Raw genomic sequence first — 15,531 nt, 5'->3', positions numbered from 1 at the left:
AGATGTCGTCTAGTGCACAGGCGGCGTCGGCTGCACGCCAACGCTCCGGAATGAGTATTTTCGAGCGCTACCTCACTTTGTGGGTCTTCCTCTGCATCGTGCTGGGCGTGACGCTTGGTCAACTGATGCCGACGGTGTTCCAGGCTATCGGACACTGGGAAGTCGCCCAGGTGAACCTGCCCGTTGGGATTCTGATCTGGGTAATGATCATCCCGATGCTGCTCAAGGTGGACTTCGGTGCGCTAGGCCAGGTCAAGCAGCATTGGCGTGGCATCGGCGTAACCTTGTTTATTAACTGGGCGGTAAAGCCGTTCTCGATGGCCTTTCTGGGCTGGCTGTTCATTCGACAGATCTTTTCCCCCTGGTTGCCTGCCGATCAGTTGGACAGCTACATTGCGGGCCTGATCCTTCTGGCCGCTGCGCCGTGTACCGCCATGGTGTTCGTGTGGAGTCGATTGACGGGCGGTGATCCCGTTTTCACGCTGTCGCAGGTAGCGCTGAACGACACGATCATGGTGTTCGCCTTCGCGCCTGTCGTTGGGCTGCTGCTGGGCCTGTCGGCCATCACCGTACCGTGGGACACGTTGTTGGTTTCAGTCGGGTTATACATCGTCATTCCGGTCATTCTCGCCCAGCTTTGGCGCCGCGCGCTGCTGCGCCGCGGCCAAGCAACATTCGAGGCAGCGCTGGAGAAAATCGGGCCGTTCTCGATGGCGGCTTTGCTGCTGACGCTGGTGCTGCTGTTTGCATTCCAGGGCGAAGCCATCATTGGCCAGCCGTTGGTGATCGCGATGCTGGCCGTGCCCATTCTCATACAAGTGTTCTTCAATTCAGGTCTGGCGTACTGGCTCAACCGCCGTGTCGGCGAAAAGCACAGCATCGCGTGCCCGTCTGCGCTGATCGGAGCATCCAACTTCTTTGAACTGGCCGTTGCCGCCGCAATCAGCCTGTTCGGATTCCAGTCCGGCGCTGCCCTGGCGACGGTCGTCGGTGTGCTCATTGAGGTGCCTGTCATGTTGCTCGTCGTTCGGATCGTCAATCAGAGCAAAGGGTGGTACGACGCAGGCCTGCGGCAGGACTGACATGCGAGGAGCCTCGGTTCGGGTAGTAGGTACCTTGGGAACGGCCCAGACGCTGGCTTGGGCGTCGTCCTACTACCTCCCAGCAATGCTCGCGGATCCGATGGCCCGGGACCTGGGCGTATCGGCGCCGACGGTCTACGCCGCCTTTTCCATCGCCATGGTAGCTTCAGCGCTGGTGGGCCCGTGGGCAGGTCAGGCGATTGACCGTCGTGGTGGTCGTATCGTCCTAGTCAGCACGAGTTTGCTGTTTGCCCTCGGGTTGGGGATGCTCGGTGCCGCCCAGGGCCTTTGGCTGATGGTTGCAGCGTGGCTCGTCATTGGTGTGGCGATGGGTTCCGGGCTCTACGAGGCCGCCTTCTCCAGCCTGGTGCATCTCTATGGTCATCATGCCCGTGGCGCCATCACGGGCATTACCCTGATTGCCGGCTTCGCCAGCACCGTTGGATGGCCGCTCTCTGCCTGGATGGAAGCGCAATTCGGTTGGCGCGGCGCATGCTACGGTTGGGCTGTCATGCATCTGTTGATCGGCTTGCCGCTGAACGCCTGGCTTCCCAATGCCCCGGCTGTAGCGAAACCAGCAAACCTGAACGCCAAAGATGCGGAACACATCGACGCGTCTCCAACGCCTGAGGTGGGGCAACAACGATATGCCACTTTCCTCTTGGCATTCGTGTTTGCGGCGACATGGTTCATCAGCACGGCCATGGCGACGCATCTACCGAGGATGCTGGAAGCGGCAGGCACTACGCTCTCTGCAGCCGTGGCCGTGGGAGCGCTCATCGGTCCCGCACAGGTAGCCGGTCGCCTGCTTGAGTTTGGTCTTCTACGACAAGTTCATCCATTGCTGTCAGCGCGGTTGGCCGCCCTAGCGCATCCAGCCGGTGTGGCGGTGCTGCTGACCGGCGGCCCAGTAATGGCCCCGCTGTTTGCCATACTGCATGGGGCAGGCAATGGCATATTGACCATCGCTAAGGGCACTTTGCCGCTGGCGCTGTTCGGCCCCCAAGGCTATGGCGCACGCCAAGGCTGGCTGATGATGCCGGCGAGGGTCGCACAAGCCCTTGCCCCGTTTGTCTTCGGCGTGGCGCTGGATACTTGGGGAGCCAACGCGCTCTGGCTATCCGGAGGCATCGGCCTGGCTGCCTGTGCCGCGCTACTCTTGCTGCGTGCACGGCACGCGGTCCATTGAAATCCAAATCTTGCATCAACGGAGGTGTCTCATGAGTGCCATCACGATTTATCACAACCCTGCCTGCGGAACATCGCGCAATGTACTCGGCCTGATTCGCAACAGCGGCGAAGAGCCGACGATCATCGAGTATTTGAAGACTCCGCCTGACGCCGAAACACTGAAGTCGTTGATTTCCGCCATGGGCGTGCCGGTGAGAGACGTGCTCCGGCAGAAAGGTACACCGTACGACGATCTGGGACTGGCGGATCCGAAATGGACCGAGGAGCAACTGATCGACTTCATGCTCCAGTATCCGATCCTGATCAATCGCCCCATCGTGGTTACCCCTCTCGGTACTCGCTTGTGCCGTCCATCTGAGGCGGTTCTGGATATCTTGCCGCAACCACAGCGCGGTGCATTCAACAAGGAAGACGGCGAGCCGGTGATCAACGCGGAGGGCCGTCGTGTCTGATTTGCCCGTTGACCTGCCCAACATTGACGCGCCGCTATTCCAAGCTCCCGATCACACCGAACTGTTTGCGCCTGAGCGGGCTACCCATGCACCACGCTTCTTGCTGCTGTATGGATCGTTGCGCGAGCGCTCGTACAGCCGCCTGGTCGCTGAGGAAGCGGCACGACTGCTACAGGCCCTGGGCGGCGAAACTCGTTTGTTCAACCCGTCCGGTCTTCCGTTGGTCGATGACGCCAAAGACAGCCATCCAAAGGTTCGCGAGTTGCACGAGCTGGTGCAGTGGGCAGAAGGCATGGTGTGGAGTTCGCCTGAGCGTCATGGCGCGATGACAGGGCTGATGAAGACGCAGATCGACTGGATTCCGCTGTCCGTGGGCGCCGTGCGCCCGACCCAGGGCAAGACACTTGCGGTCATGCAGGTGTCGGGTGGGTCACAATCGTTCAACGCCGTAAACCAGATGCGCCTGTTGGGCCGCTGGATGCGGATGCTGACCATACCCAATCAGTCGTCGGTAGCAAAGGCGTACCAGGAGTTCGACGACGCGGGGCGCATGAAGCCCTCGCCCTACTATGATCGCATCGTCGATGTCGTCGAAGAGTTGATGAAGTTCACCTTGCTCACGCGGGATGTCGCACCGTATCTGGTGGACCGATATAGTGAGCGAAAGGAAGCGGCGGTTGCTCTTTCGACTCGGATGCAGCAGCAATCCATTTGAGGTGAGGCCAGCCCACCTCATGGAATCCGATCGGCACTTTCCTACTATCCCACCCGTGTAGCTTAGGTTGGACGCGCGGCATGTTGAATATTCACCACATCCCCCTCGCCATTCACCCAAAGCACTGGCATTATTCCGCGCGTAGGGCACACGAATAAATATTCAACAAGGAAAGAAAAGTGCGATCCCGTTTTCTGAAGGCCCTGCTGGCCTGCCTGTGCTGCGCCACAATAACCGCTTGCACCACCTGGGACGTGGCGATGCTGCGACATAAGGGCAAGCCCGTCAACGACATCGTGGCCGAGTGGGGTGTTCCCGACCGCGTCTACGCCAGCGAAGACCTGCCGATCGGGCAACTGGTCTACATGTGGCAGACCTCCGGCGAAGTCTCCTGGAACGAGGCCGTCGGCACGTTCTACGTACCTCCGCCCGGCGGCGTCAGCTACGGTTTCGGCAACAACACTGGCACCATCTACGAACGGCGCACGGGCATCGCCAGCTGCTACACCATGCTCCATGTCGACGAAAAGGGCATCGTCGTCGGTGGAGACCTTGTCAACAACGGCACGACCTGCAAGATGTGGTGAGGGTGGCATAACTCGGGCCGCACACACGCCCGCTAGCTTGCCTCCCGTCGGACAACCAGCAAGAGATCCCCTAACGATGAACATGAAAACCGCCTTTGTCCCGTTGCTCGCCCTGGCCCTGCTGTCCGGGCCGACCCTCGCTGCCGAAAAGGAACCCACGCCCGGCGACATCTCCCGCGCCATCGCCTATACCGACGTCATGCGCGCCTACGCCTATAGCAAGCAGGCCAATGAATTCAAGGCGCTCTACGACAAGATCGGCCCCGGCCAGGACGGCCTGCAGGCAATGACCAACGCCGCCAATCTCATGACCCTGGCCAACCAGGCCATGCGCGCGGCCTGCACACGCGAACCACACTACGTGGAAAAAGGCATCGAGGCATTCCGCTGCAGCAAGATCAAATAGAACGGTCGGCGCTACGGCTGTGCCGGCGCCATGCGACAAGGTCTAGCCCGCGATTTTCGATAGTTGTGGAGACATCAATTGGGCGCAGGCGTATGCATTGCCGGGCAGGCAGCGCCAATACAGGGTCAGCGGCGACTCGTGACTGTCGTGGCTGAGCAGCCAACTGTCATCTTCGGGAACTTGGCGGATGCACACGCGCCATTGTTGCAGCAGGGTTTCGGCCCCACTGTGCCTGTGCGTCGGGAGACTGCTTTGCCCATGCTGCCTGCAGAATGTCATCGCGCCTGAAGATACGGAGCCTGTTCGAAATACTCGATCAGCAACTCAATCAAGACCCGTATTTTCCGCGCGGGATGCTGCCCCGGCGGGCGAATGACATAGATACCTGCCGGCGGCGGCGGATAGCCTGTCATGATAGGAACCAGCGCGCCCGACGCGACATACTCATAGGTAACGCAGTCAGGCAGCCAAGCGACGCCGAGCCCTGCCGCTGCAGCGGCAGCCAAAGCGATGCCGTTGTCGGCTTTGAAGCGGCCCTGCGGGCGAACGGTGACGATCTTGTCGCCGTCCATGAATTGCCAGGCCTCTGTGCCTTGCATGAGTGCCTGATGAACGAGCAGATCATCTGGCGTCCCGGGCGCGCCATGCGCATCGATATAGCCGGGGCTGGCCACGAGCTTGCCATAGAGCGGCGCAACGCGCCTCGCGATCAAGTTGGAGTCCTGCAGATAGCCAACCCGTATCGCACAATCAAAGCCTTCTGCGATGAGATCGACAAAGCGATCACTATACGAGGCATCAATATAAAGCTGCGGATGACGTCGCCCCAGGTCGGCAAGCACGGGAGCAAAATGATCGGGCCCCAGCGAGACCGGCACGGCCACTCGCAAGCGACCGCGTAGGTCGCCCGTGGGCAGGATCGTATCCCTCGCCACGTCGATCTCGGCGCAGGCCCTGGCCGCATGATCTCGAAACGCAGCCCCTGCCTCAGTCAGTGCGGCGCCACGCGTGGTACGCGCAAGCAACTGAATACCCAACTCTGTCTCCAGCCGCAAAAGCCGCCGGCTGACGATTGATTTAGAGATACCGAGCCGGCGCGCAGCGGACGACACGCCGCCCGCGTCGGCCACGCTGACAAAGGTCTGCAGGTCTTCTATATCCATTCAGCGTTCCTCATGTTGCGACACAGCGTACCTCAAAAGGCCGGTACCGCATCATAAATGGAAATGCCAGAATCCATTGAGGCAGCGCCGCAGCTCCAGCGTGCCTGTCGGCAACCCACTTCACTTACAGCAAAGGATGCATCAATGACCTTCCGTAACGGCTTGGCTTCGCTTCTTCGTCCCGAGGATTCAGTACTGGTCCTGATCGACCACCAGCCTTACCAACTTGCAAACGTGAATAGTCACGAACCACAGATGGTGGTCAATAATTCAGCCGGGCTGGCGAAAGTCGCCAAGACCTTCGGCGTGCCCACCATTCTCACAACGGTGATCGCCAGGCAAGGCGGACTGCTCTTTCCTCAGATCACTGACGTCTTTCCCGGCCAGGAGGTCATCGACCGGACACTGATCAACACCTGGGAAGATCAAAAGGTCGTAGACGCAGTCAAGGCCACAGGCCGCAAGCAATTGATCATCGCTGGCCTATGGACCGAGGTGTGCGTCGCGATGCCAACCATCCAGGCCCTGGGCGAAGGCTGGGATGTGACAGTAGTCACCGATGCGTCTGGCGGCGTGTCGGTCGAGGCACACGAGGTCGCCATTCAACGCATGATCGCAGCTGGTGCGAACATGATCACCTGGCTGGCGCTGGCATCAGAATGGCAGCGCGACTGGGCTCGCACCGAACACATCGTCGAATTGACCGAGGTGATCAAACAGCACGCTGGCGGCAGCGGTATTGCATTTTTATGGGAACAACAGTTGCTCAACACGCCAGTGCCCAGTACTGCCCGTTGATGACGTCGTAAAAAAAAGCTTCCCATGCAAACACCGAATATCGGTGCGGCATGGGAAGCCAGTTTCTATCAACAGCAGTGCCAGGGTCGCCCCTGGCACTGATGAAGATTAGCCGTAAGCGACCATCAACTCTTGGTCTTGTTCTTGCTGCAGCTTTTCAGCGCGGGCAGCGTAGACGGCCTGCAGACGCTCGAGTTCGGCACCCTTGCGCAGAGCAACGAAGCCCGGGCGGTCAGCACGGCGACGCTGGCGGTCTTCCGGACGCAGCGCGGTAACGTCAGCGTTCTGGAAGTAGTCGCGGTTGCCGCCGTCGGCCCACGATTCGGACATCAGGCCATGGGCGCTGATCACATCGAACTGATCCAGCTCAACGTGGAAGTACTCGTAGCTGATGTGGTGCGTTTCTTGGTAGATCGTCTTGCCGTTGACCAAGTCTTGGGCGCGGACCAGTTTGCCTTCGACCAGGATGTGGTGTCCCGGCGAAACCACGATGTCCTTGCTGGGCACGTTCTCGGCGATGGCATCGCGGACGATGCGGATCGGCATGTGCTCGGCACGACGGTCGGCGGGGATTTGTTTGGTGAACGTCTTGCGGAAACCGATCCACTTGACCGTGCGCTCGCCAGATTGACCGATGACGATATCGCCTGCCACGAGGTCTTCGATGGCGACTTCGCCTTTGGTCGTCATGATCATGGTGCCACGCAAGAAGCACACCGGCGAGACGAACTCACCGAAACCAGAGGCGCTGCCGCCATTGCCTGCGACGATGGCGTCGTAGTCTTCCTGGGTCAGATCGTGGATTTCGAATCTGACGGTTTCCAGGCCGCTGGTCAGCGTGCCGGGGTAGGTCAAAGTACCTGTTTGCGTGTCAGCATTGTAGGTGAACGTCCCGTTCGAACGGCTTCCGACCGCAATCGTGTCACCAACGCCGAGGCTGGTCACGTCGAACGTCGTCGGTGCGCCAATCGAGAGCGCACCCGGATTGTAGGTAAACATCGAACCACCGTCACCGGTGAACTCGAGTGATTGTTGGTTAACTAAGCCAGCGGCTAGGGTCGGAGCATTAATCGTCAACGCGGAACCGGATTCAACTTGGTAGTTGATGCTGGTCAACGCGCTGAGGTTGGCCGCGCCAGACTCGATCGTCAAGCTTCCGCCATTGATAACGGAATAAGTTGGGCTGCCTGCCGCTTGAACGCCGACCAACGTGGTCGCTGTCGCATCGACACCATTCACCGTCAGCGTGTTGCTGCCGAGCACGTTCAACGACAGGGAATCGCCCGCGTCTTCATTGAAATTGCTTTGATTGACTTCGTAATCACTTGAACCAATATCAATTCCGAGGACAGCCATGACATTCTCCGATGCAAAAGTTGCAAAAAGAAAGCATCCGTGAAGAACATCTCCACGAACTGCAAAAAATAATACTGGACTTACCTAATCAACAGCAGCATTCTCAGATGATTTCAGATATTTTTGAAACCCTTTTTTATTTCTAATTGTTAATAACAACACAATACGAGTCTTTTATCTGTCAGTTGGCTAAATTATCACAGCTAAATGTACATATACATATCACTAACCCGAATATTGTTAGAATTAATTGCATATCGAGCTCACATAGATAGTTCCATTGCAATTTAAATGAAACCATATTGCAACATTTTTGATTGACACATTCGGTACATTTATTGCATCTAGCGATAAGAAATGTGGATATAAAAGACAGGCAGAAATAGGCAGCAATTTCGGAAGATGGTCGAGGCGTTACGGGAAATCTGCATGGCGCACGCACGAGGTGCCCCGCACGCCCCAAGGATGTATGACCATCAGCCATAGTGCGACATGACATGAAAGAATTGCAGAGTGCACTGCACAATGATGAGCCTATTGCAGGTGCCGGCAACCCGATTCCCCAACCCACGGAGTCTTCCATATGCGTTTCGCTGCTTTGCTGTCTCTCACTCTCTTGGCCGCCTGCGCCAGCAAGCCTCCGACGCCGGTAGTGATTCCTTCAGAATCCCAGGTTGATCAAGGCAGCGCAACGCCCGCGGAGTTGCCGCGTAAATAGGCTCATGTGAGACTCATGCCATCACGGCAAAGGGCCTGCGTAGCGGCCAGGACGGCGGACATCCAATGGGGGCTGCGCGCCATGTTCGCCTCGCTGCAAAGACCGGGCAACGGTGATGAGCGTGCGTGTAGCGGCCATACGGCGCGCGAGGTCAGCAAGCCATACAACGCAAAACGCGGCCAATTCATGGCCGCGTTTGTCACGCACACAGCACACTGCTACATACTAAAACGTCGATGCGCAGTGACCGCCTGTCGGAGCATGACCGGAACCAGCTGCGATGAGTGGCGGTTCTAGACGGACGTTGACCGGCACGGAAACAGCCCAGTCCCACGCAAAGAACGCAACCAGCACGACCCAGAACAGCAGCGTGAACGAGGAGAGGTTTTTCTTCATGATTGAACGCGCCCTTTAAAAAGCAAAGTGGCGACGGAGACGCACACCGATCAGTGAACCGCAAAACGCCAACGGCACCCAGATCCAGCCATGCAGGCTGCCGGTGGAAATGCCGCTGACCATGGCGCCGATATTGCAACCGAATGCCAGGCGCGAGCTATAGCCCAGCAAGAAACCCGCAATAATGCCGACCAGCCATTGTTTGCCCGTCAAGGGCGCGCGCTGCGCGGCGGTCTGTCCAGCGGCAACGAGCAAAGCGCCTGCCAGAATCCCGATGTTGGTAATCGAGGTCACGTCCAGGAACACCGACTGCGACAGATTATTCAGGTTGACCGGCTGGCTCCAGAACGCATTGGCCGCCGGGTCGAATACCCCGATAGCCGTGGCGAGCTTGGCGGCCCAAAGACCGAAGCCGTACACCACACCCCATGGCTGCCCGGCAATCAACAGGTTCAACATTGCCAACGCCGCCAACAGGACGGCCCCGATCAACAAGCGGCGGCTAAACCAGCTGGCGCCCTTGCCGACCCAGGCACGCGCGGCCAGGCCCAACACCAGCAAGCCGATCAGCGTCAGTCCGAACGCCTCGCCAGCGCCAAACGTCCTTACCAGACTGACAGGCGCGGTCGCCCCGAGTTGCAGCCATTGTTCCAACTGCGCCGAACCCAGAAAACTGCCAATCGCGAATACAGGCAATATCGCCATATTCAGCGGAACGCCCATGCCAGCCTTGTACAGGGTGCCGGAGCCGCAGCCATCGGCGATCTGCATGGCGGCGCCGAACACAAAGGCGCCTATCAGCAAGCTGACGCTGGGTGGCCCCAATGCCGCCCCGAGATCCGTCGGATATTCCGCCAACAGCGGCATGCACACCGCGGCCGCAATGGCCAGCAGTATCAATTGCGCCATCACTCCGCTGGGATCACGCTGCTCGATCAGGCGGCGCCATCCCGTGGTGAACCCGAATCGCGCGCCGGCCAGCACGCCGCCCATGCCTATGCCGACAAGAAATAATGCCGCCTGCCGTAATGAGACAAACCAGGCCAGGGCCAAAAAGAACGCAGCAAATAAAACAGCTAGTGGAAGACGTGCCATAGACTCGATAAATTTATTAGACAACAAAGGCTGCAATCAGACTATTGCAAGACCAGATCAATAGTGTTCAGCTCACCAAGTCTTTGAGGCTGTTCCAGATCTGCTCACCGCGGCCCGGCACGTTATCCATGGGCAATGCTTCGGGAGATTGGGTCCAGTCGGCCAGCGACGCCGGATACAGCATCACGTTCTTTTGTCCAACGATTTCGGACAAGGCAAACCAGTCGGTCGCCGCCCAGTGGCCGGTATTGCAGAACGAAATGGTTTCGTCGGCGGGCTCGGGCAGAGATTGCGATGCAATCGCCTTGGCCTCCTCCGGCGAGACAAAAATCGACGTGCCGGGTTTGAACCATTTGCTGTGCTCGAGATTGAGCGCGTTGTGGATGGTGCCTGGGACCTTGGCCGTAGGGGCCTTGACCTCGCCGCGGAAGAAATTCGACGGACGGGCGTCAACCAGGTGGACTTTGGGGTTGTCGATGTGGGACAGCACCTGCTCTTGCGTTGCGATCAGGGCCCGGTTCAACACCGGCGTATAGGTACTGGCCGCGACACTAGGCACGGCCTGGTCCTGAGGCAATCCGGCGTCGGCCCAGGCTTTTACACCGCCATTCAAGATCGACAATTCAGACAAGCCCAGATATTTCAGCGTCCAATATACGCGGGCCGAGCTGCCGAAGTCGGTTGCATTCGCTCCCGAGGAAACGACGACGGCATGGGTGTTCTGATCTACGCCGAGTTTGCGCACGACGTCGGCCAGTTTTTCCACGGGCGGCAGCAGGCCCGGATTGTCAGCCGGACCGCGCCATTGGCCATAAGGGGCCGACAAGGCCCCGGGAATGTGGTTGGCGGCATACTCCTGAGGAGGACGAATATCGATGATGCGCACAGCGGGTTCGCTGCGCACCGCATTCAGTTCAGCCGGCGTCAGCAAGGGCTGAGCGGCATGGGTGATCGAGACCGAGCCCGCCACAACGGCCGCGGCGGAGAAGAAAAGAAGAAAGCGCTTCATGATGCGTGCTCTGAAGGGAATAAGCCGAAGGTGGATTTTCTCATTATTTATTTATATATAAAAATACAATTCAATCATTTTTATATATATAAAAGTAGGATTGAACGCCGCCCGCCGATAAGCCTGCCGCGCGGAAGGCATGGCGGCATCTCCACACGCATTGCGAGAAAAACAGCCACAGGGCAACCCGCGGCCCGGCCGTCGCGTGCGCGATGCTCATCTGCCCGTTCAGCCAGGACGAATCAGGGACTCATCGCCGCAACGGGATCCCGGTGTCCATACCAGCGCTCAGCTCAAGTATTTTTGAAACCACGCGATCGTGCGGTCCCAGGCCTGTTTGGCCGCCGCCTCGTCGTAGCGAGGCGTCGAATCGTTATGAAAGCCGTGATTCGTGCCCGGGTAAATGTAGGCCTCGTAGGTTTTGCCGGCCGATTTCAGCGCTGCCTCGTAGGCGGGCCACGTGCCGTTGACGTTGGGATCGGTCTCGGCAAAATGAAAGAGCAGCGGCGCCTTGATGCGCCCTACGTCCTCGGGCTTGGCCTGCCGGCCATAGAACGGCACGGCGGCGGCGAGCTCGGGATAGGCAACAGAAGCCGCGTTGGACACGCCGCCCCCATAGCAAAATCCCGTAATACCGACCTTGTCGGTGGTCAGATCGCTGGCACGCACATACTCGATCGCCGCAAAGAAATCGTTCATCAATTTCTGGGGATCGACTTTCTGCTGCAATTCGCGGCCCTTGTCGTCATTGCCGGGATAGCCGCCGACCGAACTCAGGCCATCGGGGGCCAGCGCGACAAAACCGGCTTTGGCCACACGGCGCGCTACGTCCTCGATATAAGGATTCAATCCACGGTTTTCGTGCACGACGACGATGCCGGGCACCTTGCCGTTGGCAGCTTTGGGACGCACCAGATAGCCGCGCACCTGACCGTGCCCATTCGGCGACGGATACTCAATGTACTCCGCCACGATATCAGGATCGGTGAACTGCACCTGCTGGGCCATCGCATAGTCGGGACTCAAGGACGCCAGGATCGTTGCGGCCGTCAGACCGCCCACAGCGTATTTCGCCGCGCGATCAAGAAAATCGCGCCGGCTGATCCGGCCATGCACATAGCCGTCATAAAGCTCAAGCAATTCGGGGGAAAAATCGCGGGCGGTGAGGCGGCTCATGGCGGATCTCCGAGTATTTGTGCAATAACAGGAACACCCTACGCGGGCCGTACGGCATTCTGATGACGGGCTTGCCGCAACAATGATACTGAAGTTGAGCGGCGGCAGGCCAAGCTAATTTGGCCGCTGGCGGCCCGAGCCAGACATCCCTGCCGCGAAAACCAATCACGCAGCACCGTCCATTGCAGCGTCACTCTGATCCACCAAGGGCTCGTGCCAGTGCATCAACGTCCTGAGCATCTCGATGAAAGACGCGGCACGCTCCGGATCAAACGACGCCAGCACTTCACGTTGGTGGGCCATAGCCTGATCGCATAAGCCACCGATCAATCGCCGCCCCGCTGCGGTAATCCGCACCTGAGTCTGGCGACGATCCGCGCGCACGCCGATGCGCTCGACCCAACCGTCGATTTCCATACGCTGCACGACTTTGCTCAGCGTAGGCTGTTTGGTGATCGCCAATTGCGCCAGGGATCCGATGGTCTCGCCCGTGCCGCCCATCAAGCTCGCCAGTACGCGCCATTCGGTCACCGACAGCCCTGCCGCGTTGACCTGCAAGTGGAAATCGGCCGAGATGCGATGGCTGGCCTGCGCCAACAGATAAGCCAGGTATTCGTCTACAAAGCGCGTAGATGGCGGATTCATTCGGCTCCTGCATGGTTACCCCGAAACCAGGCACGGTTCGCACATGCACCAACATGATCGTCGAATGCTGTCCCGCACCATACCGCGACGCCCTGTTTTAGCACGCCATGCACCAATCCGATACAGGGTAAACCTGGATATAAATCATCTTTCCTATCCGTATACACCCTTGTTTTTAAGTGATATTTTTTCTTTTCCATGAAAAATCATATTTTTTGTTGACAGTTATATAGTTGACTCCTAAAGTATTTATCCATGGATGATTCTGGCGAATTCGTTTGTCGGATCATTGATGACGAAATCGCGACAAGAACACGGGCTCCAGACAGCTCCGGACTCAGGGAAAACAGCATGGCTGAAAGATCTTTCAAGAAAGAAGTCCAGCAGTTGCGTATCGGTGCGGGCACGGAGTTCCGCGGTGAGGGCATTCTGGCCGTCACCAAAGGCCTGTTGCAGGCCGGCGTGGGCTATGTGGGCGGTTATCAGGGCTCGCCGATTTCGCATTTGATGGATGTCCTGGCCGATGCAAACGAGATCCTGCAAGAGCTCGGCGTGCATTTCGAGGCCAGCGCCTCTGAGGCCACCGCTGCCGCAACGCTGGCTGCGTCAGTCATGTATCCCATTCGCGGCGCCGTCACGTGGAAATCCACCGTAGGCACGAACGTGGCCTCTGATGCGTTGGCCAACCTGGCCTCAGGTGGCGTCACAGGCGGCGCGCTGATCATTGTGGGAGAAGACTACGGCGAGGGTTCCTCGATCATGCAAGAGCGTTCGCATGCCTTTGCGATGAAATCGCAGATCTGGCTGCTGGACCCGCGTCCCAATCTGGAGAGCATGGTCAAGGCGGTCGAGGATGGATTTGAACTGTCCGAGGCCAGCAATACCCCCGTGATGCTGCAACTGCGCATTCGCGGCTGCCATGTGCATGGCCGGTTTACTGCCAAGGACAACAAACGCCCCGCATACACCCTCGCGCAGGCATTGGAGAATCCTTCGCGCGATACCAATCGCATCGTGCTGCCGCCAGCATCGTTTCTGCACGAGCAGGAAAAGATCAAGAACCGTTGGCCTGCCGCGGTGCGCTATATCCAGGAACATCATCTCAACGAGTTCATGGACGACGGTGACCTGCAGGATATTGGATTGATCCTCCAGGGCGGCCTGTATAACGGCGTCATTCGCGGATTGCAGTTGCTGGGGCTGGCGGATCACTTTGGCAACAGCCGTATTCCGCTATACGTCATGAATGTCACCTACCCCGTCATCGAGGACGAGGTGCAGCGTTTCTGTGCGGGCAAGCGCGCGGTATTGATGCTGGAAGAAGGCCAGCCCGATTATCTGGAACAGAATCTGCACGCCATCCTGCGCAAGGCGGGTGTGGACACCGCATTGCATGGCAAAGATTTTCTGCCGATGGCGGGCGAGTACACAACGCAGGTGCTGCGCGATGGCATACGCGGGTTTCTGGCCAAGTATCAACCCGAGGTGTTGCAAACGCATGCTGCGGTCGCCGCGGATGCGGGGCCGTTGTCGGCCGCACCGGCGAGCCAGGCACACACTGACGCTCGTCAACAATCGCTGCGGAATCTGGTGCAGGAAACCCTGTTGGAGTCTCCGCAAACAGCGGCTGTGGAACACGCACCAACCAGCGCACACATGGCGGGAACAGAAGCCGCTCAGTCCAGCACGGCAACGCAGACACCCGATAGTACGGGTACCAAAGCGCTCCCCAAAGAACAACCCATCACTTTCCACAAACACATCGCTGATCTCGCCCAGGTCGTGCCGCCCCGCCCTGCGGGTTTTTGTACAGGCTGTCCGGAGCGCCCGATTTTTTCCGCGCTGACGCTAGCGCAGGAAACACTGGGACAACACCATATTTCCTGTGACATCGGCTGCCATCTGTTCTCGATTCTGCCGCCGTTCAATCTCGGCGCGACGACGATGGGCTATGGTCTGGGTGCCTCTAGCGCAGCCGCATTTAATGTTCCGGCGGCAAAGCGGCCGATCTCGATCATGGGCGATGGCGGTTTCTGGCATAACGGTCTCGCGTCAGGCATCGGCAATGCGGTATTCAACAAGTACGACGGCGTCATCGTCATCGTCGATAACTTCTATGCATCGGCGACAGGCGGCCAGGACATCCTGTCCTCGCGTGCACAGAATCCCGACCGCAGCACCAATAACCCTATCGATGCAGCCGTGCGCGGCGTGGGCGTCAAATGGGTACGCACGCTGGATCGCACCTACGACGTCGCCAAGGTCCGCGCCACGATCGAAGAAGCCCTGACCACCGACGAAAAAGGCCCGAAGGTCATCATCGCACAGTCCGAGTGCATGCTGAACAAGCAACGCCGCATCAAGCCGCAGTTCAACCAGGCCGTCAAGGACGGCAAGCGCGTGGTGAAAGAACGTTTTGGCGTGGACCCCGATGTCTGTACCGGAGATCACGCGTGCATCCGCCTGTCGGGCTGCCCGTCGCTCAGCGTGAAAGATAGCGGCGATCCGTTGAAAGAGGATCCGGTCGCTCATGTGGAAAGCAGTTGCGTCGGCTGCGGCAATTGCGGCGAGGTCGCTCACGCCGCCGTACTGTGTCCTTCGTTTTATCGCGCCGATATCGTGCACAACCCGACCAAATGGGATCTCACCGCGGCACGCATGCGCGGCGCTGTGATTGGTTTCCTGCAAAAACGACGCGCCAGACGTCTGGCGCAGACAGCCTGGTAGCACCGCAGTATCAGC

At 58.7% G+C, this 15,531-nt stretch carries 16 protein-coding genes; 8 read left to right on the top strand and 8 right to left on the bottom strand.

The annotated features are described in order from the left end of the window. Window positions 1-2: 2 nt before the first annotated feature. From arsB to ACYVIT_RS11780, 6 genes are all read left to right on the top strand, one after another. Window positions 3-1,082 carry an ACR3 family arsenite efflux transporter gene (arsB, locus tag ACYVIT_RS11805; protein ID WP_415806190.1) on the top strand — a complete coding sequence of 360 codons (1,080 nt, stop codon included), beginning with the start codon at window positions 3-5 and terminating at the stop codon, window positions 1,080-1,082. 1 nt (window position 1,083) lies between these two features. Further along, entirely contained in the window at window positions 1,084-2,271 is a 1,188-nt protein-coding gene (locus tag ACYVIT_RS11800; RefSeq protein WP_415806189.1) for an MFS transporter, read from the top strand. Window positions 2,272-2,302: 31 nt separating this feature from the next. Further along, complete coding sequence (arsC, locus tag ACYVIT_RS11795) at window positions 2,303-2,725, top strand: arsenate reductase (glutaredoxin) (protein WP_415806188.1); 423 nt, start codon at window positions 2,303-2,305, stop codon at window positions 2,723-2,725. Next, window positions 2,718-3,440: an arsenical resistance protein ArsH gene (gene arsH / locus ACYVIT_RS11790; protein WP_415806187.1), complete on the top strand. Its 723-nt coding sequence runs from the start codon at window positions 2,718-2,720 to the stop codon at window positions 3,438-3,440. The genes arsC and arsH overlap by 8 nt, the downstream gene beginning before the upstream one ends. Before the next feature lie 179 nt (window positions 3,441-3,619). Continuing rightward, window positions 3,620-4,027, top strand: a complete 408-nt coding sequence (locus ACYVIT_RS11785; RefSeq protein WP_415806186.1) for a hypothetical protein — start codon at window positions 3,620-3,622, stop codon at window positions 4,025-4,027. Window positions 4,028-4,103: 76 nt separating this feature from the next. Further along, window positions 4,104-4,433, top strand: coding sequence for a hypothetical protein (locus ACYVIT_RS11780; RefSeq protein ID WP_415806185.1), 330 nt, complete (start codon window positions 4,104-4,106; stop codon window positions 4,431-4,433). Between the two features lie 275 nt (window positions 4,434-4,708). Here the strand turns inward: ACYVIT_RS11780 and ACYVIT_RS11775 are convergent, their stop codons facing one another. After that, window positions 4,709-5,596, bottom strand: coding sequence for a LysR family transcriptional regulator (locus tag ACYVIT_RS11775; RefSeq protein ID WP_415806184.1), 888 nt, complete (start codon window positions 5,594-5,596; stop codon window positions 4,709-4,711). 144 nt (window positions 5,597-5,740) lie between these two features. Between ACYVIT_RS11775 and ACYVIT_RS11770 the strand changes: the two genes are divergently transcribed. Further along, a complete protein-coding gene (locus ACYVIT_RS11770) occupies window positions 5,741-6,394 on the top strand; it encodes a hydrolase (RefSeq protein ID WP_415806183.1) in 654 nt (217 codons plus the stop codon). Between the two features lie 108 nt (window positions 6,395-6,502). Here ACYVIT_RS11770 and ACYVIT_RS11765 read toward each other — a convergent pair whose 3' ends face one another. The 7 genes from ACYVIT_RS11765 to ACYVIT_RS11735 all read right to left on the bottom strand — a co-directional run bounded on the left by ACYVIT_RS11765 (window position 6,503) and on the right by ACYVIT_RS11735 (window position 12,989). Beyond that, a complete protein-coding gene (locus tag ACYVIT_RS11765) occupies window positions 6,503-7,750 on the bottom strand; it encodes a Hint domain-containing protein (protein ID WP_415806182.1) in 1,248 nt (415 codons plus the stop codon). Between the two features lie 943 nt (window positions 7,751-8,693). After that, window positions 8,694-8,864, bottom strand: a complete 171-nt coding sequence (locus ACYVIT_RS11760; RefSeq protein WP_415806181.1) for a hypothetical protein — start codon at window positions 8,862-8,864, stop codon at window positions 8,694-8,696. A gap of 15 nt (window positions 8,865-8,879) precedes the next feature. Further along, the gene (locus ACYVIT_RS11755; protein ID WP_415806180.1) at window positions 8,880-9,959 is read right to left on the bottom strand and encodes a YeeE/YedE family protein; all 1,080 of its coding nucleotides are present in this window, start codon (window positions 9,957-9,959) and stop codon (window positions 8,880-8,882) included. 67 nt (window positions 9,960-10,026) lie between these two features. After that, the gene (locus ACYVIT_RS11750; protein WP_415806179.1) at window positions 10,027-10,968 is read right to left on the bottom strand and encodes a sulfurtransferase; all 942 of its coding nucleotides are present in this window, start codon (window positions 10,966-10,968) and stop codon (window positions 10,027-10,029) included. Window positions 10,969-11,256: 288 nt separating this feature from the next. After that, window positions 11,257-12,144: a YghX family hydrolase gene (yghX, locus tag ACYVIT_RS11745; protein ID WP_415806178.1), complete on the bottom strand. Its 888-nt coding sequence runs from the start codon at window positions 12,142-12,144 to the stop codon at window positions 11,257-11,259. Between the two features lie 165 nt (window positions 12,145-12,309). Further along, complete coding sequence (locus tag ACYVIT_RS11740) at window positions 12,310-12,789, bottom strand: MarR family winged helix-turn-helix transcriptional regulator (protein ID WP_415806177.1); 480 nt, start codon at window positions 12,787-12,789, stop codon at window positions 12,310-12,312. After that, window positions 12,786-12,989: a hypothetical protein gene (locus ACYVIT_RS11735; RefSeq protein ID WP_415806176.1), complete on the bottom strand. Its 204-nt coding sequence runs from the start codon at window positions 12,987-12,989 to the stop codon at window positions 12,786-12,788. The genes ACYVIT_RS11740 and ACYVIT_RS11735 overlap by 4 nt, the downstream gene beginning before the upstream one ends. 151 nt (window positions 12,990-13,140) lie before the next feature. Here ACYVIT_RS11735 and ACYVIT_RS11730 point away from each other — a divergent pair, with 151 nt between their 5' ends. After that, the gene (locus ACYVIT_RS11730; RefSeq protein ID WP_415806175.1) at window positions 13,141-15,516 is read left to right on the top strand and encodes a thiamine pyrophosphate-dependent enzyme; all 2,376 of its coding nucleotides are present in this window, start codon (window positions 13,141-13,143) and stop codon (window positions 15,514-15,516) included. Window positions 15,517-15,531: the final 15 nt, after the last annotated feature.

Source organism: Bordetella muralis, assembly GCF_054781015.1.
This window is presented reverse-complemented; position numbering and strand designations above follow the sequence as displayed.